The organism is Streptococcus bovismuti, assembly GCF_042436615.2.
GTDB lineage: Bacteria > Bacillota > Bacilli > Lactobacillales > Streptococcaceae > Streptococcus.
The window spans coordinates 518,813-543,279 of sequence record NZ_JBHMFR020000001.1 but is presented as its reverse complement, the minus strand read 5'-3'; the positions used below and the strand labels follow the sequence as shown (position 1 = coordinate 543,279).

At 41.1% G+C, this 24,467-nt stretch carries 26 protein-coding genes, 1 pseudogene and 1 other annotated feature; of the genes and pseudogenes, 23 read left to right on the top strand and 4 right to left on the bottom strand.

Translation table 11 applies throughout. The features are described 5' to 3' along the window. The first annotated feature begins 13 nt into the window (after positions 1 to 13). From ACERDH_RS02645 to sufB, 6 genes are all read left to right on the top strand, one after another. Positions 14 to 208 (top strand): DUF3272 domain-containing protein, encoded by a 195-nt coding sequence (locus tag ACERDH_RS02645; protein ID WP_001081602.1) that lies wholly within the window; start codon positions 14 to 16, stop codon positions 206 to 208. A 149-nt stretch (positions 209 to 357) separates the two neighbouring features. After that, positions 358 to 1,128, top strand: coding sequence for a Fe-S cluster assembly ATPase SufC (gene sufC / locus ACERDH_RS02640; RefSeq protein WP_000114489.1), 771 nt, complete (start codon positions 358 to 360; stop codon positions 1,126 to 1,128). A 27-nt stretch (positions 1,129 to 1,155) separates the two neighbouring features. Beyond that, the gene (gene sufD / locus ACERDH_RS02635) at positions 1,156 to 2,418 is read left to right on the top strand and encodes a Fe-S cluster assembly protein SufD (RefSeq protein WP_314498624.1); all 1,263 of its coding nucleotides are present in this window, start codon (positions 1,156 to 1,158) and stop codon (positions 2,416 to 2,418) included. A 10-nt stretch (positions 2,419 to 2,428) separates the two neighbouring features. Continuing rightward, entirely contained in the window at positions 2,429 to 3,655 is a 1,227-nt protein-coding gene (locus ACERDH_RS02630) for a cysteine desulfurase (protein ID WP_386682563.1), read from the top strand. Next, a complete protein-coding gene (gene sufU / locus ACERDH_RS02625; protein ID WP_057487172.1) occupies positions 3,642 to 4,082 on the top strand; it encodes a Fe-S cluster assembly sulfur transfer protein SufU in 441 nt (146 codons plus the stop codon). The genes ACERDH_RS02630 and sufU overlap by 14 nt, the downstream gene beginning before the upstream one ends. Before the next feature lie 57 nt (positions 4,083 to 4,139). Further along, positions 4,140 to 5,552 carry a Fe-S cluster assembly protein SufB gene (gene sufB / locus ACERDH_RS02620; RefSeq protein ID WP_000797054.1) on the top strand — a complete coding sequence of 471 codons (1,413 nt, stop codon included), beginning with the start codon at positions 4,140 to 4,142 and terminating at the stop codon, positions 5,550 to 5,552. Positions 5,553 to 5,636: 84 nt separating this feature from the next. Here the strand turns inward: sufB and pbp3 are convergent, their stop codons facing one another. Next, a complete protein-coding gene (pbp3, locus tag ACERDH_RS02615) occupies positions 5,637 to 6,878 on the bottom strand; it encodes a D-alanyl-D-alanine carboxypeptidase PBP3 (RefSeq protein ID WP_386682568.1) in 1,242 nt (413 codons plus the stop codon). Between the two features lie 102 nt (positions 6,879 to 6,980). On the opposite strand from pbp3, the gene ACERDH_RS02610 reads away from it, so the two are divergent. Both ACERDH_RS02610 and tuf read left to right on the top strand, forming a co-directional pair. Next, a complete protein-coding gene (locus ACERDH_RS02610; RefSeq protein WP_023947789.1) occupies positions 6,981 to 8,090 on the top strand; it encodes an AI-2E family transporter in 1,110 nt (369 codons plus the stop codon). A gap of 206 nt (positions 8,091 to 8,296) precedes the next feature. After that, complete coding sequence (gene tuf / locus ACERDH_RS02605) at positions 8,297 to 9,493, top strand: elongation factor Tu (RefSeq protein ID WP_001040720.1); 1,197 nt, start codon at positions 8,297 to 8,299, stop codon at positions 9,491 to 9,493. A gap of 258 nt (positions 9,494 to 9,751) precedes the next feature. Here tuf and ACERDH_RS02600 read toward each other — a convergent pair whose 3' ends face one another. Together ACERDH_RS02600 and ACERDH_RS02595 are read right to left on the bottom strand one after the other, a co-directional pair. Continuing rightward, positions 9,752 to 10,834, bottom strand: coding sequence for a DEAD/DEAH box helicase (locus tag ACERDH_RS02600; protein ID WP_386682573.1), 1,083 nt, complete (start codon positions 10,832 to 10,834; stop codon positions 9,752 to 9,754). Then, positions 10,831 to 11,808, bottom strand: coding sequence for a Gfo/Idh/MocA family protein (locus ACERDH_RS02595; RefSeq protein WP_033684979.1), 978 nt, complete (start codon positions 11,806 to 11,808; stop codon positions 10,831 to 10,833). The genes ACERDH_RS02600 and ACERDH_RS02595 overlap by 4 nt, the downstream gene beginning before the upstream one ends. A 141-nt stretch (positions 11,809 to 11,949) precedes the next feature. Here ACERDH_RS02595 and ACERDH_RS02590 point away from each other — a divergent pair, with 141 nt between their 5' ends. The 4 genes from ACERDH_RS02590 to rpmA all read left to right on the top strand — a co-directional run bounded on the left by ACERDH_RS02590 (position 11,950) and on the right by rpmA (position 13,820). Then, a complete protein-coding gene (locus ACERDH_RS02590) occupies positions 11,950 to 12,654 on the top strand; it encodes a YoaK family protein (RefSeq protein ID WP_386682576.1) in 705 nt (234 codons plus the stop codon). Positions 12,655 to 12,712: 58 nt separating this feature from the next. Beyond that, positions 12,713 to 12,800, top strand: a sequence feature (ribosomal protein L21 leader region). Between the two features lie 35 nt (positions 12,801 to 12,835). Next, a complete protein-coding gene (gene rplU, locus ACERDH_RS02585; protein WP_000109141.1) occupies positions 12,836 to 13,150 on the top strand; it encodes a 50S ribosomal protein L21 in 315 nt (104 codons plus the stop codon). A 15-nt stretch (positions 13,151 to 13,165) separates the two neighbouring features. Further along, complete coding sequence (locus ACERDH_RS02580) at positions 13,166 to 13,510, top strand: ribosomal-processing cysteine protease Prp (protein WP_000613699.1); 345 nt, start codon at positions 13,166 to 13,168, stop codon at positions 13,508 to 13,510. 16 nt (positions 13,511 to 13,526) lie between these two features. Continuing rightward, a complete protein-coding gene (rpmA, locus tag ACERDH_RS02575) occupies positions 13,527 to 13,820 on the top strand; it encodes a 50S ribosomal protein L27 (RefSeq protein WP_000916509.1) in 294 nt (97 codons plus the stop codon). 167 nt (positions 13,821 to 13,987) lie between these two features. Here rpmA and ACERDH_RS02570 read toward each other — a convergent pair. Continuing rightward, positions 13,988 to 14,059, bottom strand: a pseudogene (locus tag ACERDH_RS02570) (AraC family transcriptional regulator); the annotation flags it as partial. Here ACERDH_RS02570 and ACERDH_RS02565 point away from each other — a divergent pair. From ACERDH_RS02565 to rsmI, 11 genes are all read left to right on the top strand, one after another. Next, positions 14,052 to 14,960: a LysR family transcriptional regulator gene (locus ACERDH_RS02565; protein WP_001025694.1), complete on the top strand. Its 909-nt coding sequence runs from the start codon at positions 14,052 to 14,054 to the stop codon at positions 14,958 to 14,960. The pseudogene ACERDH_RS02570 and the gene ACERDH_RS02565 overlap by 8 nt on opposite strands. After that, the gene (gene lspA, locus ACERDH_RS02560) at positions 14,957 to 15,418 is read left to right on the top strand and encodes a signal peptidase II (RefSeq protein ID WP_386682668.1); all 462 of its coding nucleotides are present in this window, start codon (positions 14,957 to 14,959) and stop codon (positions 15,416 to 15,418) included. Before ACERDH_RS02565 ends, lspA begins: the two co-directional genes overlap by 4 nt. Beyond that, the gene (locus ACERDH_RS02555) at positions 15,408 to 16,295 is read left to right on the top strand and encodes an RluA family pseudouridine synthase (RefSeq protein WP_386682671.1); all 888 of its coding nucleotides are present in this window, start codon (positions 15,408 to 15,410) and stop codon (positions 16,293 to 16,295) included. The genes lspA and ACERDH_RS02555 overlap by 11 nt, the downstream gene beginning before the upstream one ends. Positions 16,296 to 16,297: 2 nt before the next feature. Further along, a complete protein-coding gene (gene cbpE / locus ACERDH_RS02550) occupies positions 16,298 to 18,184 on the top strand; it encodes a phosphorylcholine esterase CbpE (RefSeq protein WP_070527304.1) in 1,887 nt (628 codons plus the stop codon). A 97-nt stretch (positions 18,185 to 18,281) separates the two neighbouring features. Beyond that, positions 18,282 to 19,391 carry a glutamate 5-kinase gene (gene proB / locus ACERDH_RS02545; protein WP_023947776.1) on the top strand — a complete coding sequence of 370 codons (1,110 nt, stop codon included), beginning with the start codon at positions 18,282 to 18,284 and terminating at the stop codon, positions 19,389 to 19,391. Positions 19,392 to 19,400: 9 nt separating this feature from the next. Continuing rightward, positions 19,401 to 20,663, top strand: a complete 1,263-nt coding sequence (locus ACERDH_RS02540; protein ID WP_261035927.1) for a glutamate-5-semialdehyde dehydrogenase — start codon at positions 19,401 to 19,403, stop codon at positions 20,661 to 20,663. Between the two features lie 3 nt (positions 20,664 to 20,666). Then, a complete protein-coding gene (gene proC, locus ACERDH_RS02535) occupies positions 20,667 to 21,464 on the top strand; it encodes a pyrroline-5-carboxylate reductase (protein ID WP_084926431.1) in 798 nt (265 codons plus the stop codon). Positions 21,465 to 21,576: 112 nt separating this feature from the next. After that, positions 21,577 to 22,215 carry a dTMP kinase gene (gene tmk / locus ACERDH_RS02530; protein WP_084951282.1) on the top strand — a complete coding sequence of 213 codons (639 nt, stop codon included), beginning with the start codon at positions 21,577 to 21,579 and terminating at the stop codon, positions 22,213 to 22,215. Further along, positions 22,212 to 23,102: a DNA polymerase III subunit delta' gene (locus tag ACERDH_RS02525; protein WP_386682678.1), complete on the top strand. Its 891-nt coding sequence runs from the start codon at positions 22,212 to 22,214 to the stop codon at positions 23,100 to 23,102. The genes tmk and ACERDH_RS02525 overlap by 4 nt, the downstream gene beginning before the upstream one ends. A 39-nt stretch (positions 23,103 to 23,141) precedes the next feature. Beyond that, positions 23,142 to 23,459 (top strand): DNA replication initiation control protein YabA, encoded by a 318-nt coding sequence (yabA, locus tag ACERDH_RS02520; RefSeq protein WP_000358227.1) that lies wholly within the window; start codon positions 23,142 to 23,144, stop codon positions 23,457 to 23,459. A 2-nt stretch (positions 23,460 to 23,461) separates the two neighbouring features. Then, positions 23,462 to 24,331, top strand: a complete 870-nt coding sequence (gene rsmI / locus ACERDH_RS02515) for a 16S rRNA (cytidine(1402)-2'-O)-methyltransferase (protein ID WP_386682681.1) — start codon at positions 23,462 to 23,464, stop codon at positions 24,329 to 24,331. Positions 24,332 to 24,467 lie beyond the last annotated feature (136 nt).

Below are 24,467 nucleotides of genomic sequence, written 5' to 3'. Positions count from 1 at the left end.
ATACAATAAGTTTATGAATAGACAACAATTTATTATCATCGCGCTGTTTACAGCTGCTGAGACCTATTTTTTCAATGAAGCTTGGATGACTGGTCGTTATATTATGGCAGCCTTTTGGGCCATTTTGCTCTTTAGAAATTTCCGAGTTAGTTACTTGATGGGCAAGATTGTAGATGTTATTGACCAACATTTAAAAGGAAAAGACTAGTCCTCAGCTTCTAGACAAAATCAAAGCCTTTTAGGCTTTTTTTTGTTATACTATAAAAGTATATTTATTGACCTTTTACCGTGTTTTCTAGGAAAATCAAGTATGTCTCTAGTAACGCTGTAAAGGCCTTGAAAAAGAAAGGAACTATCATGTCAGTATTAGAGATCAAAGATCTTCACGTTGAGATTGAAGGAAAAGAAATTTTAAAAGGGGTTAACCTGACCCTGAAAACAGGAGAAATCGCCGCTATCATGGGGCCAAATGGTACTGGTAAATCGACTCTTTCTGCAGCTATTATGGGAAATCCAAACTATGAGGTGACCAAAGGTGAGGTCTTGTTTGATGGCGTAAACATCCTTGAGTTGGAAGTGGACGAGCGTGCGCGTATGGGACTTTTCCTTGCTATGCAATACCCATCAGAAATTCCTGGTATTACTAACGCTGAGTTTCTTCGTGCAGCCATGAATGCTGGTAAAGAAGATGATGAAAAAATTTCAGTTCGTGAGTTTATCACTAAATTGGATGAGAAGATGGAATTGCTTAACATGAAAGAAGAAATGGCTGAGCGTTACCTCAACGAAGGTTTCTCTGGTGGTGAGAAAAAACGTAATGAAATTCTTCAACTTTTGATGTTGGAGCCAACATTTGCTCTTTTGGATGAGATTGATTCTGGTCTTGATATTGACGCTCTTAAAGTTGTATCGAAAGGGGTCAATGCCATGCGTGGTGAAGGCTTTGGTGCTATGATTATCACTCACTACCAACGTCTTTTGAACTACATCACACCAGACGTGGTACACGTGATGATGGAAGGTCGTGTTGTCCTTTCAGGTGGTCCAGAACTGGCAGCGCGTTTGGAACGCGAAGGATACGCAAAATTAGCTGAAGAACTTGGCTACGACTACAAGGAAGAATTGTAATTCCCTCGTATCTTTTAGGAGAAGTAAATGACTAAAGAAAATATTAAACTTTTTTCAGAAATGCACGCTGAACCAAGCTGGTTGGCTGACCTCCGTCAAAAAGCTTTTGATAAGATTGAGAGTTTAGAATTACCAGTTATTGAGCGTGTCAAATTCCACCGTTGGAATCTGGGGGATGGAACGATTACAGAAAATGAGCCATCAGCAAATGTTCCAGATTTCACTGCACTAGATAACCACTTGAAATTGGTGCAAGTAGGAACTCAAACTGTTTTTGAGCAAACTCCAGTTGAGTTGGCTGAACAGGGTGTCGTCTTTACAGATTTTCACTCAGCTTTAGAAGAAATTCCAGAGCTTATTGAGGAATTCTTCATGTCATCTGTTAAGTATGACGATGATAAGTTGGCAGCCTACCATACAGCTTATTTCAATAGTGGTGCTGTTCTCTACATTCCTGATAATGTTGAGATTAAAGAACCAATCGAAGGTATTTTCTACCAAGATAGTGATAGTGATGTGCCGTTTAACAAGCATATTATGATTATCGCTGGTAAAAACTCTAAGATTAGTTATCTGGAGCGTTTAGAGTCACGCGGTGAAGGAAGTGCCAAAGCAACTGCTAATATAACAGTAGAAGTCATTGCTCGTTCAGGTGCTCAAGTCAAGTTTGCAGCTATTGACCGTCTAGGTGAAAACGTTACTGCCTACATTAGCCGTCGTGGTAAATTAGGTAACGATGCAAATATTGACTGGGCAATCGGTGTCATGAATGAAGGAAACGTCGTTGCTGATTTTGATAGTGATTTGATTGGAAATGGTAGCCATGCTGACCTTAAAGTTGTAGCTCTTTCAAGTGGCCGTCAGGTGCAAGGAATTGATACTCGTGTAACCAACTACGGCTGTAACTCAATCGGAAATATCCTGCAACATGGGGTTATTCTTGAAAAAGCAACCTTGACCTTCAATGGTATTGGCCACATCATCAAGGGTGCAAAGGGAGCAGATGCGCAACAAGAGAGTCGTGTTCTTATGCTTTCAGACCAAGCACGTTCAGATGCCAACCCAATTCTTTTGATTGACGAAAATGACGTTACTGCAGGTCACGCGGCTTCAATCGGTCAAGTAGACCCAGAAGACATGTACTATCTCATGAGCCGTGGCTTGGACAAAGAAACTGCAGAACGCTTGGTTGTTCGTGGTTTCCTTGGTTCTGTTATCGTTGAGATTCCAGTCAAGGAAGTTCGCGATGAAATGATTGCAACAATCGAAGAAAAATTGTCAAAACGCTAAGGGGTAACCTATGTTAGATGTAGAAGTGATTCGCAAGGATTTTCCAATTTTAGACCAGATTGTCAACGATGAACCATTGGTCTATTTGGACAATGCTGCGACGACACAAAAACCACAAGCAGTTCTGGAGACGATTAACCGCTACTATGAACAGGATAATGCCAATGTTCATCGTGGCGTTCATACCTTGGCAGAACGGGCAACAGCTTCCTATGAAGCTGCTCGTGAAACCGTTCGTAAGTTTATCAATGCAGGTTCTACAAAGGAAGTTCTCTTTACCAGAGGAACGACAACCAGTCTTAACTGGGTGGCGCGCTTTGCAGAGAAAGTCTTGACTGAGGGAGACCAGGTCTTGATTTCTGTCATGGAACACCATTCCAATATCATTCCTTGGCAAGAAACTTGTCGCAAGACTGGGGCAGAACTTGTCTATGTCTATCTCAAGGATGGAGCTCTGGATATGGATGATTTGCGAGCTAAATTGACTGATAGAGTCAAGTTTGTCTCCCTTGCTCACGCCTCAAATGTTCTGGGTGTGGTCAATCCAATCAAAGAAATCACTCAATTAGCTCATCAAGTTGGAGCCATTATGGTGGTGGATGGTGCTCAATCTACTCCTCATATGAAGATTGATGTTCAGGACTTGGATGTGGACTTCTTTGCCTTTTCAGGTCACAAGATGGCTGGTCCGACTGGAATCGGTGTTCTTTACGGAAAAGAAAAGTATCTAGAACAAATGTCACCAGTTGAATTCGGCGGCGAAATGATTGATTTCGTTTATGAGCAGTCTGCTAGCTGGAAGGAATTGCCTTGGAAATTCGAGGCTGGAACTCCTAACATGGCAGGTGCTATCGGACTAGCTGCTGCAGTGGATTATCTGGAAAAAATTGGTATGGATGCGATTGAAGCCCATGAACAAGAATTGATTGCATATGTCTTTCCAAAACTGCAGGCGATTGAGGGATTGACTATTTATGGTTCGCAGGACTTGGCTCAACGTTCAGGTGTCATTGCCTTTAACCTAGGTGATCTTCATCCTCACGATCTTGCGACAGCTTTGGATTATGAAGGAGTGGCTGTTCGAGCAGGTCACCATTGCGCGCAACCTTTGCTCCAGTATTTGGAAGTTCCAGCAACAGCTCGCGCAAGTTTTTATATCTACAATACCAAGGCAGATTGCGATAAACTAGTCGATGCCTTACAAAAGACAAAGGAGTTTTTCAATGGCACTTTCTAAACTAGATAGCCTTTATATGGCAGTGGTAGCGGACCATTCGAAAAATCCACATCACCAAGGGAAGTTAGAAGACGCTGAACAAATCAGTCTCAACAATCCAACCTGTGGTGATGTCATCAATCTCTCTGTCAAGTTTGATGCAGAGGATCGTTTGGAGGATATCGCTTTTCTAAACTCAGGCTGTACAATCTCAACTGCCTCTGCTAGTATGATGACGGACGCAGTTTTAGGAAAAACCAAGCAAGAAATCTTAGAACTTGCGACTATTTTTTCTGAAATGGTTCAAGGGCAAAAGGATGAACGTCAAGACCAACTTGGTGATGCAGCCTTCTTATCAGGTGTTGCCAAATTTCCTCAAAGAATCAAGTGTGCAACTCTAGCCTGGAATGCCCTGAAGAAAACAATTGAAAATCAAGAAAATCAGTAAGACAAGTTTCTTTTGTCTTATGAATCAGTAGAAATGAAGAATGAAAGAAAGGATATTATGGCTGAAGAAAGAGTAGAACCAAAACCAATTGACCTTGGTGAATATAAATTTGGTTTCCATGATGATGTAGAGCCTGTCCTATCGACAGGAAAAGGATTGAATGAAGATGTCATTCGTGAATTATCAGCTGCAAAGGGAGAACCTGAGTGGATGTTAGAATTCCGTTTGAAGTCTTATGAAACCTTCAAAAAAATGCCCATGCAAACCTGGGGAGCAGACTTGTCAGAGATTGACTTTGATGACTTGATCTACTACCAAAAACCTTCTGATAAACCTGCCCGTTCTTGGGATGAAGTTCCTGAAAAAATCAAAGAAACCTTTGAACGTATTGGGATTCCGGAAGCTGAGCGTGCCTATCTAGCAGGTGCCTCTGCCCAGTATGAGTCAGAAGTAGTTTACCATAACATGAAGGAAGAGTTCCAAAAATTGGGTATTATCTTTACAGATACAGATTCTGCCCTCAAGGAATACCCAGACTTGTTTAAACAATACTTTGCCAAGCTGGTACCGCCGACTGATAACAAGTTGGCAGCTCTTAACTCAGCAGTGTGGTCAGGTGGAACCTTTATCTACGTACCGAAAGGGGTCAAGGTAGACATTCCGCTTCAAACTTATTTCCGTATCAACAATGAAAATACAGGTCAATTTGAACGTACCTTGATTATCGTTGATGAGGGAGCAAGTGTCCACTACGTAGAGGGCTGTACTGCGCCTACTTATTCAAGTAACAGTTTGCACGCTGCCATCGTAGAAATTTTTGCCTTGGATGGAGCTTACATGCGCTATACAACCATCCAAAACTGGTCTGATAATGTCTATAACTTGGTAACAAAGCGTGCTAAGGCTCAAAAGGATGCCACTGTTGAGTGGATTGATGGAAACTTGGGTGCCAAAACAACCATGAAATATCCATCTGTTTATCTTGATGGAGAAGGAGCGCGTGGTACAATGCTCTCTATTGCCTTTGCCAATGCAGGGCAACATCAAGACACAGGAGCTAAGATGATTCATAACGCACCACATACCAGCTCTTCTATCGTATCTAAATCCATCGCTAAAGGCGGAGGAAAGGTTGACTACCGTGGACAAGTAACCTTTAACAAGAACTCTAAGAAATCTGTTTCTCACATTGAGTGTGATACCATTATCATGGATGACTTATCAGCATCAGATACTATTCCATTTAATGAAATTCATAATTCGCAAGTAGCTTTGGAACACGAAGCCAAGGTTTCTAAGATTTCAGAAGAACAGCTCTATTACCTCATGAGCCGTGGATTGTCAGAATCTGAGGCAACTGAGATGATTGTTATGGGATTTGTAGAACCCTTTACAAAAGAGCTTCCAATGGAGTATGCTGTTGAGCTGAACCGCTTGATTAGCTACGAAATGGAAGGATCAGTTGGGTAAAACTTGATTTTAGATTTACCCAAAACCAAGAACTTTGAAGATGAACTTCTAACAAAAAAATCGCGGTTTAAAATCGCGATTTTTTTATAATTTCTCGTTGATAAAGCGGATAAACTGATTCCACCAAACTTTTAAGAAGAAGGCTTTTTCTACTTTCTTTTCTGCTACCATTTCAAAACTAGGACGTTCTGTGGTAATGTAACCTTGACCAATCAAGTCTGAGTCTTCATAAGTCAAATGCCCAACAACTGTTCCGGCTTCAAGTGGTGCTGGAATTGCCTTAGAATCAGGTATGAATTGAATAGATTGAGAAGATTGACCTCCAACACGTTCAATTAGAGAAATATCATCTTTGGCAACAGCAGTGACTGTATCTTCTTTTCCATCCTGTACAGGGGCTTTGCTATCTTGATAGGCATCGCCTTTCTGAACGATTTTGCGAAGTGTGAATGTAGAAGAGATATAATCCATTAGTGAGGATGTAGCTGTGAAGCGAGCGTAAGGATTATTGTCTTGATGATCTGCATTCAAAACAACTGTGATAACCCTCATCCCTTTTTCGACAGTAGTACCAACAAAAGATTCTCCAGCTTTGTCTGTTGTTCCTGTCTTAAGTCCGTCAAAACCACCGCGATAAGCAGGCATACCCTCTAACATGTAGTTGGTAGATGTGATTGTCATTCCAGCAAAAGTAGAAGAAGGTTTTTTCGTGATTTCCAAGACTTGTGGGTATTTTTTGATGAGATTGCGAGCAACGATAGCGACATCATAAGCACTAAGCTTATTTTCCTCATCTTTTTTAGATCCTGGGTAAATGTTATCCCCTAGAGTCTCATTATTAAGACCCGTCGTATTGACAACAGTGGCATCCTGAATTCCCCATTCCAAGAGCTTTGCACGCATCATATCGACGAAATCTTTTTCTGAGCCAGCAATTTTTTCAGCTAACGCAATAGCTGCACTGTTAGCACTGGATACTAGGGTTGCTTCCAGTAGTTGTTCGACGGTATAATTACGAGCCTCCATAGGAACGTTACTCGCTTCAGAATTTGTCGTTAATTTGTATGGATAATCAGAGATATCTACCGGAGTTGATAGTGTAATACTACCGTTTTCCAAGGCTTCATAGACAAGATAAACAGTAATCAATTTTGTGATCGAAGCAATTTCAACTGGCTGGGTTGCATCTTTCTCATAGAGAATTTTACCGGTATTTGCCTCAACAGCAATTGCATGTTTAGCAGCAATATTAAAATCTTGAGCATCAACAGTAGATGCTGCCCCAATAACGGAAAGGCTTAGGAGAGTTAAAATTATTTTTTTCATAGTAAGTTTATTCTATCATAAAGAAAAAAATATTCCCAGTTTCATGATATAAGAAAGAAGCTTTTTTGAAAGTGTGGTAAAATAGATGAATGGAGGTATTTCATGTTTCGTAAGAATAAATTATTTTTTTGGACCAGTGAGATTTTACTATTAACCATCATCTTTTATTTATGGAGACAGATGGGTGGGATTATAACGCCTTTTGTAAGTGTCGCAAACACTATAATGATTCCCTTTCTTTTAGGTGGTTTTTTATATTATTTGACCAATCCTATTGTAAATTTTTTACAAAAGTATTTCAAAATTAACCGTATCATTGGTATTCTACTAACCTTGTGCGCCTTGGTTTGTGGGCTAGTTATTGGGGTCGTCTATCTCTTACCGATTTTGATTAATCAGCTGACAAGTTTGATTGCTACAAGTCAGACAATCTACAGTCGTCTGCAAGATTTGATTATCGATTTATCCACTTATCCAGCCTTTCAAAATTTAGATATTCAAGCGACTATTCAACAGTTAAATCTCTCTTATGTAGATATTCTACAGAATATCCTAAATAGTGTAACGAATAGTGTTGGAAGTGTCTTATCTGCGCTCTTTAGTACTGTTTTGATTATTATCATGACACCTGTATTTTTAATTTATTTTTTGTTAGATGGCCACAAATTCTTGCCGATGCTTGAGCGTACTGTTTTAAAGCGAGATAAGTTGCATATTACAGGTCTTTTAAAAAATTTGAATACTACAATTGCTCGATATATTAGTGGAGTTGCTATTGATGCGATTATTATTGGTTGTTTGGCCTTTATCGGATATAGCGTGATTGGTTTGAAATACGCTTTGGTCTTTGCCATCTTTTCAGGATTGGCCAATCTCATTCCTTATGTTGGACCAAGTATTGGTTTGATTCCGATGATTATCGCCAATGTCTTTACTGATCCTCATAGAATGCTGATTGCAGTTGTTTATATGTTGATTATTCAACAAGTAGATGGGAACATCCTTTACCCTCGAATCGTTGGTGGAGTGATGAAGGTTCATCCAATTACGATTTTAGTATTACTTTTGTTATCAAGTAATATCTATGGTGTCATTGGCATGATTGTCGCAGTACCAACCTATTCTATCTTAAAAGAAATTTCTAAGTTTTTATCACGTTTGTATGAAAATCATAAAATAATGAAAGAACGAGAAAGAGAATTAGCTAAGTAAAAATCAGGAAATTCCTGATTTTTCTTTTTCATTAAAGAAGTGATGGGAGTAGAAATACCGTTTAGATTAGTAGATTAAGAATAATTCACAAAAACTTTGTAAAACACTTGCAATTTAGCTGAAATTTGATAAAATAGTAAGGAAAGTTAGACTGTATTGCCTACTGTCTATCTATAAAATATATTTTATTGGAGGCTTTTACTCAAATGGCAAAAGAAAAATACGATCGTAGTAAACCACACGTTAACATTGGTACTATCGGACACGTTGACCACGGTAAAACTACTTTGACTGCAGCTATCACAACTGTATTGGCACGTCGCTTGCCTTCAGCAGTTAACCAACCAAAAGACTATGCGTCTATCGATGCTGCTCCAGAAGAACGCGAACGCGGTATCACTATCAACACTGCGCACGTTGAGTACGAAACTGAAAAACGTCACTACGCTCACATCGACGCTCCAGGACACGCGGACTACGTTAAAAACATGATCACTGGTGCCGCTCAAATGGACGGAGCTATCCTTGTAGTAGCTTCAACTGACGGACCAATGCCACAAACTCGTGAGCACATCCTTCTTTCACGTCAGGTTGGTGTTAAACACCTTATCGTCTTCATGAACAAAATTGACTTGGTAGACGACGAAGAATTGCTTGAATTGGTTGAAATGGAAATCCGTGACCTCTTGTCAGAATACGACTTCCCAGGTGACGATCTTCCAGTTATCCAAGGTTCAGCTCTTAAAGCTCTTGAAGGTGACTCTAAATACGAAGACATCATCATGGAATTGATGAACACTGTTGATGAGTACATCCCAGAACCAGAACGTGACACTGAAAAACCATTGCTTCTTCCAGTCGAAGACGTATTCTCAATCACTGGACGTGGTACAGTTGCTTCAGGACGTATCGACCGTGGTACTGTTCGTGTCAACGACGAAATCGAAATCGTTGGTATCAAAGAAGAAACTCAAAAAGCAGTTGTTACTGGTGTTGAAATGTTCCGTAAACAACTTGACGAAGGTCTTGCTGGAGATAACGTAGGTGTCCTTCTTCGTGGTGTTCAACGTGATGAAATCGAACGTGGACAAGTTATCGCTAAACCAGGTTCAATCAACCCACACACTAAATTTAAAGGTGAAGTCTACATCCTTACTAAAGAAGAAGGTGGACGTCACACTCCATTCTTCAACAACTACCGTCCACAATTCTACTTCCGTACTACTGACGTTACAGGTTCAATCGAACTTCCTGCAGGTACTGAAATGGTAATGCCTGGTGATAACGTGACTATCGACGTTGAGTTGATCCACCCAATCGCCGTAGAACAAGGTACTACATTCTCTATCCGTGAGGGTGGACGTACTGTTGGTTCAGGTATGGTTACAGAAATCGAAGCTTAATTCGATTAAGTTCCCAGAAGAACAATTATTTAAGTCAGACACTAAAAGAATCTTGCTTTGCAAGGTTCTTTTTTTCGAATATTGAACTAATACTCAATGAAAATCAAATTCAACCCACGTCGGCGTCACCTTGCCGTACTCAAGTACAGTCTGGGCTAGCTTCCTAGTTTGCTCTTTGATTTTCATTGAGTATAAAATTGAAGAATTGTTTACATAAAAAAGCTCTATACACTTGATGGGCATAGAGCAAAGGGGGGGTTATTTGATGTAGAGTTCTTGATTTTTTAGGACAATTTCACGGACACCTGCAAACTTCTTAAGTTTTTTGAGTTCTTCAGGATGGGTGACGAGAGTGATAACATAACCTTCCTTGCCCATACGGCCAGTACGGCCAGCACGGTGAGTGTAAATTTCGATATCTCTAGGGACATCAAAGTTTACAACACATTCGAGGCTATCGATATCAATCCCACGAGCCAAAAGGTCTGTTGCAAGAAGAAGGGACAGTTGGTTATCTTTAAACTTTTCTAAGATAACTTTTCTAAATTTAACATTGACATCACTAGCTAGAGATACAGCTAAGATATCACGATACTGTAATTTTTCTTCTGCACTTCCAAGATCTGACAAGCTGTTAAAGAAGACCAGACCACGGAAATCTTCTACATGAGCTAGTTTTCGTAGCATATCCACTCGGTGACGTTGGTCTACCTGCATATAGAAATGTTGGATGTTATCCAATTTTTGGTCAGAGAGATCAATGGTGCGCGTGTTAGGCGCAATCTTTTCTTGGTCAAACTTGGTCGTCGCACTCATGTAGACCAGGTGGTGGTCACGCGGTGCGTAGTGGGTAATTTTCTCGACAAAGTGAATCTGAGAATCATCGAGCAATTGGTCGAATTCATCCAGGATGATAGTTTCCACATTCATCATCTTGATTTTTTTCAGTTTAATGAGTTCAAAAATACGGCCAGGAGTTCCAATCAGAATTTCTGGTCCTTTTTTTAGGCGTTCAATCTGGCGTTTCTGACTCGAACCTGATAAGAAGAGCTGAGCAGTCAAGCCGATAGCTTCAGTCCACGTTTTACATACATCAAAAATCTGTCCAGCAAGCTCAGTATTTGGTGCTAGAATCAAGAGTTGTTGGGCTTTTTTCTTTTGTAGTCTGAGAAGACTTGGTAGGAGGTAAGCTAGGGTCTTACCAGTTCCTGTTGGGCTCACTCCTAGAAGATTTTCTCCCGCAAGAAGGGGTTCAAATAGTTGAGTTTGAATGGGGGTAAATTCTTGGAAACCGAGTTGGTCACTCAGTTCTTGCCATTCAGTCGGTAGTTTGGTTTTCATTTTTCTGCCTCAAATCTAATGCCAGCAGTCTGGCGCATGGTATAAAGTAGCTCATGAACTGAACTTGCATCTTCCAGCCAAGTTTGGTAGAGATTCAGATCTGGTTGATGAATCATGTGTGCAAATGCAGCGACTTCCTCAGTCATCGTATGAGGAGCCTGTTGGATAGGGAGTTGGACTTGATTGCCTTGATGGTCGGTAAAAATAGCTGAGCTGACATGTTCGATGGTGTTGAGGGTCAAGGTACCATCTGTCGTATAAATCTCGCAAGGAAGATTGGAAGTGATGTTTTTCCCTGCCTTGATATGAACTTGATAGTCTGGGTAGAAGAGGATTCCATCTCCATTCAGGTCCATGCTATTGTCAAGCTGTTGAGCCATGTAGGTCGCGTCCTGAGCCTTTCCAAAGAGGCGAACGGCAGCGTAGAGAGGATAAATCCCCAAATCCATAAGGGCTCCGCCAGCAAAACGATTTGAGAAGACATTAGGTGTCTCCCCAGCCAACAAGTTAGGCATTTTGGAAGAATACTTGGCATAGTTGAAATCTGCTCCCAAAATTTGCTTGTCTGCTAAAAAGTTTTTGATAGTAGTAAAAGCTTCTTCGTGGTAATTACGAGCTGCTTCGAAGATAAAACAGTGATTTTTATTAGCTGTTTGAACCAAATCCAGCCATTCTTGTGGCTGAGTGACAGCTGGCTTTTCAAGAATGACGTGTTTACTTGAAGACAATGCAATTTTTGCCTGAGCAAAATGCAAGGAGTTTGGACTAGCAATATAGACCACATCAAAGGAGCTCTTGAAGAAGTCCTCTAATTGATCAAAGAGTTGGATATCCTGATAGCGAGAAGCAAAGGTTGCTGCAGTTTCTATCTTTCTAGAATAAACTGCGACCATCTTGTATTCTCCACTGGTATGGGCTGCTTCTATGAAGTGGTGGCTGATAGCCCCTGTTCCGATGACACCTAATTTAAGCATAGTTACTCCTTTTCCAATTTCAAATCCTTCTTTCATTATAACATAGATAGACGGGACTATCCAACAGAGGGGAAAAAATTTCAAATAAGCTACTAGGTCTTTTCCAAAGAAAGTGGTACAATAATGAGATGAGTAAATGAAATGGGAGGGAAAATGAGGTTATTACCTATAAGAAAAATATCACGTCAGTCTAAGAGGCTAGCGCTTTTTTTGACTTTTTGTGCAGGATATGTAGATGCCTATACTTTTATTGTGCGAGGGAATACTCTTGTAGCTGGACAAACTGGGAATGTCGTCTTTCTTTCAGTAGAATTAATTCAAAATAATGTTTCAGATGTTAGGGACAAGGTTCTCACATTGCTAGCTTTTATGATGGGGGTCTTTTTATTAACTGTTTATAAGGAAAAATTGAGAATTGTGAAAAAGCCAATTTTGTCATTGCTTCCTTTAGCAATCTTATCAATCATTATTGGTTTTGTACCGCAGACTGTAGATAATATCTATCTAGTACCGCCCTTGGCCTTCTGTATGGGATTGGTGACGACTGCTTTTGGAGAAGTGTCGGGTATTGCCTATAATAACGCTTTTATGACAGGGAATATCAAACGGACCATGCTGGCTTTTGGAGATTATTTCCGAACCAAGCACACACCTTTTTTGCGTGAAGGATTCATATTTGTTAGCCTGCTTAGTAGTTTTGTCCTTGGCGTTGTCTTTTCAGCCTATTTGACGATTTTCTATCATGAAAAGACCATTCTTGGTGTTCCTATTATGATGAGTATTTTTTACCTCAGCATGCTTTTTGCCAAGTGGCGGAAAAAAGTAAAAGAAAAAGATTCATTTTAGGTGTTATTACTTGTAAGAAAACAGGAGATATGCTATACTTGAAGAGTTGACTATGCACGTTCCTGTGCAACCGCACGAACATCGTTGCTTGATTATTCAAGTTTAAGTGGTTCGTCCCACGATGCTAGGCGAGTCTTCACAAAAATTCGGGGAAACCCATAAAAATCATAGGAGGTGCATAATGAGCACATACGCAATTATCAAAACTGGCGGAAAACAAGTTAAAGTTGAAGTTGGTCAAGCAGTTTACGTTGAAAAATTGAACGTTGAAGCTGGTCAAGAAGTTACTTTTAACGAAGTTGTTCTTGTTGGTGGTGAAAACACTGTTGTCGGAACTCCACTTGTTGCTGGAGCTACTGTAGTTGGAACTGTTGAAAAACAAGGAAAACAAAAGAAAGTTGTTACTTACAAGTACAAACCTAAAAAAGGTAGCCACCGTAAACAAGGTCACCGTCAACCATATACAAAAGTTGTCATCAACGCAATCAACGCTTAATTTTAAGGAGAACACATGATACAAGCAGTCTTTGAGAGAGCCGAAGATGGCGAGCTGAGGAGTGCGGAAATTACTGGACACGCCGAGAGTGGCGAATACGGCTTAGATGTCGTGTGTGCATCGGTTTCTACGCTTGCCATTAACTTTATCAATTCTATTGAGAAATTTGCAGGCTATGAACCAATCCTAGAATTAAACGAAGATGAAGGTGGCTATCTGATGGTTGAAATTCCAAAAGATCTTCCTTCACACCAGAGAGAAATGACCCAGTTATTCTTTGAATCATTTTTCTTAGGTATGGCAAACTTATCGGAGAACTCTTCTGAGTTCGTCCAAACCAGAGTTATCACAGAAAACTAACACGGAGGAAAACATTATGTTAAAAATGACTCTTAACAACTTGCAACTTTTCGCCCACAAAAAAGGTGGAGGTTCTACATCAAACGGACGTGATTCACAAGCTAAACGTCTTGGAGCTAAAGCAGCTGACGGACAAACTGTAACAGGTGGATCAATCCTTTACCGTCAACGTGGTACACACATCTACCCAGGTGTAAACGTTGGTCGTGGTGGAGACGATACTTTGTTTGCTAAAGTTGAGGGCGTAGTACGCTTTGAACGTAAAGGACGCGATAAAAAGCAGGTTTCTGTTTACCCAATCGCTAAATAAAAAGGTCCAGTGAACCTTTTTATCCCGAGCCTTGAAATGTAAAGGCGAGGAAGCTAGAAATAGCATTAAATAAGGCTTTCCGAGTTTTCGGAGAGCCTCTTTTTTTGTTTTGATACCCATGATTTTTTTCGTTCTTAGTGTAGATGAATTTTATGAGTAACATTATTTTTCTTCGATGGAAAACTTCTAAAATATGGTATAATGAAAAGATAAAGAAGTTGGGGGTAGAAGATGAACATTCAACAATTACGCTATGTTGTGGCTATTGCGAATAGCGGTACTTTCCGTGAAGCTGCTGAAAAGATGTATGTTAGTCAGCCGAGTCTGTCCATTTCTGTTCGTGATTTGGAAAAAGAGTTGGGTTTTAAGATTTTCCGTCGGACCAGCTCAGGGACTTTCTTGACCCGTCGTGGTATGGAATTTTACGAAAAAGCGCAAGAATTGGTTAAAGGATTTGATATTTTTCAAAATCAGTATGCCAATCCTGAAGAAGAAAAAGATGAATTTTCCATTGCTAGTCAGCACTATGACTTCTTGCCACCGACGATTACGGCTTTTTCAGAGCGCTATCCTGACTATAAGAACTTTCGTATTTTTGAATCAACTACTGTTCAAATCTTAGACGAAGTGGCCCAAGGGCACAGTGAGATTGGGATTATCTACCTCAACAATCAAAATAAAAAAGGGATCATGCAACGGGTTGAAAAGTTAGGCCTTGAGGTCATTGAATTGATTCCCTTTCATACCCATATTTATCTTCGTGAAGGGCATCCTTTAGCCCAGAAAGAGGAATTGGTCATGGAGGATTTAGCTGATTTACCAACGGTTCGTTTTACTCAAGAGAAAGACGAGTACCTTTATTATTCAGAGAATTTTGTCGATACCAGTGCTAGCTCACAGATGTTTAATGTGACAGACCGTGCTACCTTGAATGGTATTTTAGAGCGGACGGACGCCTATGCGACAGGTTCTGGATTTTTAGATAGTGATAGTGTTAATGGTATCACAGTTATTCGTCTCAAGGATAACCTAGATAATCGCATGGTTTATGTTAAACGTGAAGAAGTGGAGCTGAGTCAAGCTGGGACTCTCTTTGTAGAAGTTATGCAAGAATATTTTAATCAGAAGAGGAAATCATGAAAAAAAGAGGAATAGTGGCAGTCATTGTACTGCTTTTGATTGGGCTTGATCAGTTGGTAAAATCCTATATCGTCCAGCAAATTCCATTGGGTGAAGTACGATCTTGGATTCCCAATTTCGTTAGCTTGACCTACCTGCAAAATCGAGGGGCAGCCTTTTCTATCTTACAAGATCAGCAGTTGTTATTCGCTGTCATTACTCTGGTTGTCGTGGTTGGTGCCATTTGGTATTTACATAAACACATGGAGGACTCACTCTGGATGGTCTTGGGTTTGACCTTGATTATTGCAGGTAGTCTTGGAAACTTTATTGACAGGATCAGTCAGGGCTTTGTTGTGGATATGTTTCATGTGGACTTTATCAATTTTGCAATTTTCAATGTGGCAGATAGCTATCTGACTGTTGGAGTGATTATTTTATTGATTGCAATGCTAAAAGAGGAAATAAATGGAAATTAAAATTGAAACTGGTGGCCTGCGTTTGGATAAGGCTTTGTCAGATTTGACAGAATTATCACGTAGTCTCGCGAATGAACAAATCAAATCAGGCCAGGTCTTGGTCAATGGTCAAGTCAAAAAAGCTAAATATACAGTCCAAGAGGGCGATGTCGTCACCTACCATGTGCCAGAGCCGGAGGTCTTAGAGTATGTGGCTGAGAATCTTCCGTTAGAAATCATCTACCAAGATGAGGATGTGGCTGTCGTTAACAAACCTCAGGGGATGGTGGTGCATCCGAGTGCTGGTCATACTAGTGGAACTCTAGTAAATGCCCTTATGTATCATATTAAGGACTTGTCGGGTATCAATGGGGTTCTACGCCCAGGAATTGTTCATCGTATTGATAAGGATACGTCTGGCCTTCTCATGATTGCTAAAAACGATGAGGCGCATCTAGCACTTGCCCAAGAACTCAAGGATAAAAAGTCTCTCCGAAAATATTGGGCTATTGTTCATGGAAATCTGCCTAATGATCGTGGTGTGATTGAAGCTCCGATTGGCCGTAGTGAAAAAGACCGTAAGAAACAGGCTGTGACTGCTAAAGGGAAGCCTGCAGTGACCCGTTTCCACGTCTTGGAACGTTTTGGTGATTACAGCTTGGTAGAGTTGCAGCTAGAGACAGGACGCACTCATCAAATCCGTGTTCACATGGCTTATATTGGCCATCCAGTCGCTGGTGATGAGGTCTATGGTCCTCGCAAGACTTTGAAAGGACATGGACAATTTCTCCATGCCAAGACTCTAGGCTTTACCCATCCGAGAACAGGTGAGACCATGGAATTTACAGCAGATATCCCAGAGATTTTTAAGGAAACATTGGAGAGATTGAGAAAGTAAGAATGAAAAAGAAATTAACTAGTTTAGCACTTGCAGGTGCTTTTTTATGCTTGTCATTTCATGGGAATGTTCAAGCTCAAGAAAGTTCAGGAAATAAAATCCACTTTATAAATGTTCAGGAAGGTGGCAGTGATGCGATCATTCTTGAAAGTAATGGACATTTTGCCATGGTGGATACAGGAGAAGATTATGATTTCCCAGATGGAAGTGATTCTCGTTACCCATGGAGAGAAGGAATTGAAACATCTTATAAGCATGTTCTGACAGATCGTGTTTCGCGACATTTAAAGGAATTGGGTGTCCAAAAACTTGATTTTATTTTGGTAACCCATACCCATAGTGACCATATTGGAAACGTTGATGAGTTACTGCAAACCTATCCAGTTGGTCGTATCTACATGAAAAAATACTCTGATAGTCGGATTACAACACCAACTCATCTATGGGATAATCTGTATGGCTATGATAAGGTTTTACAGACTTCTGCAGAAAAAGGTGTTTCAGTTATTCAAAACATTACACAAGGGGATGCTCATTTTCAGTTTGGGGACATGGATATTCAACTCTATAACTATGAAAATGAAACTGATTCATCAGGTGAATTAAAGAAAATTTGGGATGACAATTCTAATTCTTTGATTAGTGTAGTGAAAGTCAATGGTAAGAAAATTTACCTCGGAGGAGATTTGGATAATGCTCATGGAGCAGAAGACAAGTATGGTCCTCTCATTGGAAAAGTTGATTTGATGAAGTTTAATCATCACTATGATACCAATAAATCAAACACCAAGGATTTCATTAAAAATTTGAGTCCGAGTTTGATTGTTCAAACTTCGGATAGTTTACCTTGGAAAAATGGTGTTGATAGTGAGTATGTCAATTGGCTCAAAGAACGAGGAATTGAGAGAATTAACGCAGCCAGCAAAGACTATGATGCGACAGTTTTTGATATTCGACAAGATGGTTTTGTCAATATTTCAACTTCTTACAAGCAGATTCCAAGTTTTCAAGCTGGTTGGCATAAGAGTGCTTATGGAAACTGGTGGTATCAAGCGCCTGACTCTACAGGAGAATATGCAGTTGGTTGGAATGAAATCAAGGGTGAATGGTATTACTTCAACCAAACGGGTATCTTGTTACAGAATCAATGGAAAAAATGGAACAATCGTTGGTTCTATTTGACAGACTCTGGTGCATCTGCTAAAAATTGGAAGAAAATCAATGGAAGCTGGTATTATTTCAACAAAGAAAATCAGATGGAGACTGGTTGGCTTAATACTGGCGGTCAGACCTATTATCTATCAAATGATGGGGATATGATAACAGGATGGCGTAAGATTGATGGACAATGGTACTATTTTGCTCAATCAGGGGAAATGAAAACGGGCTGGGTAAAAGATAAAGAAACCTGGTACTATATGGATTCTACTGGTACCATGAAGACAGGCGAGATAGAAGTTTCTGGTCATCATTACTATCTAGAAGAATCAGGAGCTATGAAGCAAGGCTGGCTTAAAAAGGCAAATGATTGGTATTTCTATAAGGAAGACGGTTCACGAGCTGTTGGTTGGATTAAAGACAAGGATAAATGGTACTTCTTGAAAGAAAATGGTCAATTACTTGTGAACGGTAAGACACCAGAAGGCTATACTGTTGATTCAAGTGGTGCCTGGTTAGTGGATGTTCCGGTAGAGAAATCTGCTACAACTAGAGATACAAGTAACTCAGAAATAAAAGAATCCAATGAAGTAGTGAAAAAAGATCTTGAAAATAAAGAAACGAGTCAACACGAAAGTATTACAAGTTCTTCAACTAGTCAAGATTTGACTTCTTCAACTTCACAAAGCACTGAAACAAGTGCAAATAAATCGGAATCAGAACAGCAGTAAAAAAGAAGGTTTTAGGGCCTTCTTTTTCCTATCAACTCTTTTCTATTTCCTGCCATTCATGTTATAATGGATAAATATGAAGAATCGGAGTGAGACTATGAAATACAAACGGATTGTCTTTAAGGTGGGGACTTCTTCTCTGACAAATGAGGATGGAAGTTTATCACGTAGTAAGGTAAAGGCTATTACCCAGCAATTGGCTATGTTGCACGAAGCTGGTCATGAATTGATTTTGGTGTCGTCAGGTGCCATTGCTGCAGGTTTTGGGGCCTTAGGATTTAAAAAGCGTCCGACTAAGATTGCTGATAAACAGGCTTCAGCAGCGGTAGGACAAGGGCTTTTGTTGGAAGAATACACGACCAATCTTCTCTTGCGCCAAATCGTTTCTGCACAAATCTTACTGACTCAGGATGATTTTGTGGATAAGCGCCGTTATAAAAATGCCCATCAGGCTTTGTCAGTTCTACTTAGCCGTGGCGCGATTCCTATCATAAATGAGAATGATAGTGTCGTCATTGATGAGCTCAAGGTTGGCGACAATGATACTCTGAGTGCACAGGTAGCGGCCATGGTCCAAGCAGACCTTTTGGTCCTCCTGACAGACGTAGACGGTCTTTATACTGGAAATCCTAATTCAGATCCAACAGCCAAACGCTTGGAGAAAATCGAGACTATCAATCGTGAGATTATTGATATGGCCGGTGGGGCAGGTTCTTCAAACGGAACTGGGGGCATGCTAACAAAAATCAAGGCTGCAACTATTGCGACAGAATCAGGAGTTCCTGTTTATATCTGCTCATCCTTGAAGTCAGATGCCATGATTGAGGCAGCTGAGGAGACCAAGGATGGTTCCTACTTTGTTGCTCAAGAGAAGGGACTTCGTACCCAGAAACAATGGCTGGCCTTTTATGCTCAGAGTCAAGGTTCTATTTGGGTTGATAAAGGGGCTGCAGAAGCTCTTTCTCAACATGGAAAGAGTCTTCTCTTATCTGGTGTTGTTGACGCAGAAGGATCCTTTTCTTACGGTGATATCGTGACAGTATTTGACAAGGAAAGTGGAAAATCACTTGGAAAAGGACGTGTGCAATTTGGAGCATCTGCTTTGGAGGATATGTTGCGTTCTCAAAAAGCCAAGGGGGTCTTGATTCACCGTGACGATTGGATTTCCATTACTCCTGAAATCCAACTACTCTTTACAGAATTTTAGAGGTAAACTATGGTAAGTACACAAGAACAATTTGAACAGGTACAGGCTGTTAAAAAATCAATCAACACAGCCAGTGAAGTCGTGAAAAACCAAGCTCTGCTAGCCATGGCTGATCACTTAGTGGCTGCTACTGAGGAAATTTTAGCGGCCAATGCCCTCGATATGGAAGCTGCTAAGGGTAAAATCTCAGATGTGATGCTGGATCGTCTTTATTTGGATGCAGGGCGTATAGAAGCAATGGCAACTGGGATTCGTGAAGTGGTTGCCTTACCAGATCCAATAGGTGAAGTTTTAGAAACAAGTCATCTTGAAAATGGTTTGGTTATCACCAAAAAACGTGTGGCTATGGGTGTTATCGGTATTATCTATGAAAGTCGTCCAAATGTGACGTCAGACGCAGTTGCTTTGGCTCTCAAGAGTGGAAATGCGGTTGTTCTTCGTAGTGGGAAGGATGCCTATCAAACTGCCCATGCCATTGTCACAGCCTTGAAGAAGGGCTTGGAAACGACTACTATTCACCCAGATGTGATTCAACTGGTGGAAGATACCAGCCGTGAAAGTAGCTATGCCATGATGAAGGCCAAGGGCTATCTAGACCTTCTCATTCCTCGTGGAGGGGCTGGCTTGATCAATGCCGTGGTTGAGAATGCTATCGTACCAGTTATCGAGACAGGAACTGGGATTGTTCATGTTTATGTCGATAAGGACGCAGATGAAGATAAGGCTCTATCTATCATCAACAATGCCAAAACTAGTCGTCCTTCTGTCTGCAATGCCATGGAGGTTCTACTTGTTCATAAAGACAAAGCAGCAAGCTTCCTTCCTCGCTTGGAGCAAGTGCTGGTTTCAGATCGAAAAGAAGCTGGTCTGGAACCAATTCAATTCCGCTTGGATGAGAAAGCGAGTCAGTTTGTTTCAGGTAAAGCAGCTGCGGCCCAAGACTTTGACACTGAGTTTTTAGACTATGTCCTAGCTGTTAAGGTTGTGAGCAGTTTAGAAGAAGCGGTTGCCCACATTGAAGCTCACAGTACCCATCATTCGGATGCCATTGTGACGGAAAATGCTGAAGCTGCAGCTTACTTTACAGATCAAGTGGACTCAGCAGCGGTTTATGTCAATGCCTCAACTCGTTTCACAGATGGAGGCCAATTTGGTCTTGGTTGTGAAATGGGGATTTCTACTCAGAAACTGCACGCGCGTGGTCCAATGGGCTTGAAGGAGTTGACTAGCTACAAGTATGTGGTTACTGGTGACGGACAGATAAGGGAGTAAGAGATGAAGATTGGATTTATCGGTTTGGGGAATATGGGTGCTAGTTTGGCCAAGGCTGTTTTGCAGGCCAAGACGGGTGATGACCTTCTCCTTGCCAATCGTAGTCAAGCCAAGGTGGATGCTTTCATCGCCGACTTTGGCGGTCAGGCTTCTAGCAATGACGAAATCTTCGCAGAAGCAGATGTGATTTTTCTAGGAGTTAAGCCTGCTCAGTTTTCTGAACTGCTTTCTCAATACCAGACCATCCTTGAAAAAAGAGAAAGTCTTCTTTTGATTTCCATGGCAGCTGGATTGACTTTAGAAAAACTAGCAAGTCTTATCCCAAATCAACACAGAATTATTCGTATGATGCCAAATACTCCTGCTTCTATCGGTCAAGGAGTGATTAGCTATGCCTTGTCTCCTAATTGCAGGGTTGAGGACAGTGATCTCTTTTGTCAGCTTTTAACTAAGGCTGGTCTCTTGGTTGAACTAGGAGAAGGCTTAATCGACGCGGCGACAGGTCTTGCAGGCTGTGGGCCGGCTTTTGTCTATCTCTTTATTGAGGCCTTGGCAGATGCAGGTGTTCAGACAGGATTGCCACGGGAAACAGCTTTAAAAATGGCAGCTCAAACCGTGGTAGGAGCTGGGCAATTGGTCCTTGAAAGTCAGCAACATCCTGGGGTCTTGAAAGACCAAGTCTGTAGCCCAGGTGGTTCGACTATCGCTGGTGTAGCAAGCCTAGAAGCGCATGCTTTTCGAGGAACAGTCATGGATGCAGTTGGTCAAGCCTACAAACGAACACAAGAACTAGGTAAATAAGAGGTAGTTTTGTCTGCCTCTTTTATGGTGGTTGAAATGAGAAGCAAAAAGATTGTCACAAACCCCTATTTTTTTGATAGAATAGAAGTAGTAAAAAAGAAATGAGTTAGACATGTCAAAAGGATTTTTAGTCTCTCTTGAGGGACCAGAGGGGGCAGGAAAGACCAGTGTTTTAGAGGCTCTGCTACCAATTTTAGAGGAAAAAGGGGTAGAGGTGCTGACGACCCGTGAACCAGGAGGTGTCTTGATAGGAGAGAAGATTCGGGAAGTAATTTTGGACCCAAGTCATACTCAGATGGATGCGAAGACAGAGTTGCTTCTTTATATTGCTAGTCGCAGACAGCACTTGGTGGAAAAAGTTCTTCCAGCACTTGAAGCTGGCAAGTTGGTCATTATGGACCGCTTCATCGATAGTTCCGTTGCCTATCAGGGATTTGGTCGTGGCTTGGATATTGACGCCATTGATTGGCTCAATCAGTTTGCGACAGATGGCCTTAAACCCGATTTGACACTCTATTTTGACATCGAGGTGGAAGAGGGACTGGCTCGCATTGCTGCTAATAGCAATCGTGAGGTCAATCGTTTGGACTTAGAAGGGTTGGACTTGCATAAAAAAGTTCGTCAAGGCTACCTTTCTCTTCTGGACAAAGAAGGAAATCGCATTGTCAAGATTGATGCCAGTCTTCCTTTGGGGCAAGTTGTAGAAACTACCAAGGCAGTTTTGTTTGAGAGAATGGACTTTGCTAAATGAAACAAGATCAACTAAAGGCTTGGCAACCAGCCCAGTTTGACCGCTTTGTCCGTATCCTAGAACAAGACCAGCTCAATCATGCCTATCTCTTTTCAGGTTTCTTTGGAAGCTTGGAAATGGCGCAATTTTTAGCTAAGAGCCTCTTTTGTACGGATAAGGTAGGCGTTTTACCATGTGAGAAATGCCGAAATTGCAAGCTGATTGAACAAGAAGAGTTTCCCGATGTGACTTTGATTAAGCCAGTCAATCAGGTCATCAAGACAGAACGGATTCGAGAATTGGTGGGGCAGTTTTCTCAAGCAGGGATTGAAAGCCAACAACAGGTCTTTATTATCGAGCAAGCTGAGAAAATGCATCCTAATGCAGCCAATTCTCTGCTCAAGGTCATCGAAGAACCCCAGAGTGAGGTTTATATTTTCTTCTTGACCAGCGATGAGGAAAAGATCTTACCAACAATCCGCAGTCGGACGCAAATTTTTCACTTTAAAAAACAAGAAGAGAAGCTCATCTTGCTCTTAGAACAAATGGGACTGGTTAAGAAAAAAGCGACTTTCCTAGCTCAGTTTAGTCAATCGCGAGCTGAAGCAGAAAAGTTGGCTAATCAGGCAGGCTTTTGGACCTTGGTCGATGAAAGTGAACGCCTGCTGACTTGGTTAGTAGCTAAGAAAAAAGAAAGTTATCTGCAGGTTGCTAAATTAGCCAACTTGGCAGATGACAAGGAAAAACAAGATCAGGTTTTACGGATTCTTGAAGTTCTCTGTGGACAAGATATCCTACAAGCAAGAGTAAGAGTGATTCTACAAGATTTGCTAGAAGCTAGAAAAATGTGGCAAGCTAATGTCAGCTTTCAAAATGCCATGGAATATCTGGTCTTGAAAGAAATATAAACTCAAAAATGAATGATAAAGAAAGGAAAGGGCTGTTTTATGGACAAAAAAGAATTATTTGACGCGCTGGATGATTTTTCCCAACAGTTATTGGTAACCTTGGCCGATGTGGAAGCCATCAAGAAAAATCTCAAGAGCCTGGTAGAGGAAAATACAGCTCTTCGTTTGGAAAATAGTAAGTTGCGCGAACGCTTGGGTGAGGTGGAAGCAGACGCTCCTGTCAAGGCTAAGCATGTTCGTGAAAGTGTCCGTCGAATTTATAAAGATGGTTTTCACGTATGTAATGATTTTTATGGACAACGTCGAGAGCAGGACGAGGAATGTATGTTCTGTGACGAGTTGTTATACAGGGAGTAGGCATGCAGATTCAAAAAAGTTTTAAGGGGCAGTCTCCCTACGGCAAGCTGTACCTAGTGGCAACGCCGATTGGCAATCTAGATGATATGACCTTTCGAGCTATTCAGACCTTGAAAGAAGTGGACTGGATTGCTGCTGAGGACACGCGCAATACAGGCCTATTGCTCAAGCATTTTGACATTTCTACCAAGCAAATCAGTTTTCATGAGCACAATGCCAAGGAAAAAATTCCTGATTTGATTGGTTTCCTGAAAGCAGGGCAAAGTATTGCTCAGGTTTCTGATGCAGGTTTGCCTAGCATCTCAGACCCTGGTCATGATTTGGTAAAGGCAGCCATTGAGGAAGAAATTGCGGTTGTGACTGTTCCAGGTGCCTCTGCAGGAATTTCTGCCTTGATTGCCAGTGGTTTAGCGCCACAGCCACATATCTTTTACGGCTTTTTACCGAGAAAATCAGGTCAGCAAAAGCAATTTTTCGACTTGAAAAAAGACTATCCTGAAACTCAGATTTTCTATGAATCGCCCCATCGTGTGGCAGATACGTTGGAAAATATGCTAGCAGTTTATGGTGACCGCTCGGTCGTCTTGGTTAGGGAATTGACTAAAATCTATGAAGAATACCAACGAGGAAAGATCTCTGAATTGCTGGAAAGCATCTCTGAAACGCCTCTCAAGGGTGAATGTCTTCTCATCGTTGGAGGTGCCAGTCAGGATGTGGAGGAAAAAGACGAGGAAGACTTGTTCTCAGAAATCCAAGCCCGCATCCAGAAAGGTATGAAGAAAAATCAAGCTATCAAGGAAGTCGCTAAGTTTTACCAGTGGAATAAGAGTCAACTCTACGCTGCCTACCACGACTGGGAAGAAAATGACTAAACAGGGAAGTTTGCCTTCTTCCCTTTTTTTGTTATACTAGTAGAAGAAAAAATTAGAAAGATTTGTGGGAGTGAAAAAGTCCGGGGGACTTTTTCAGCCTGAACCAAGAAACTCGAAATCGAAGTAAGTCCTGTGG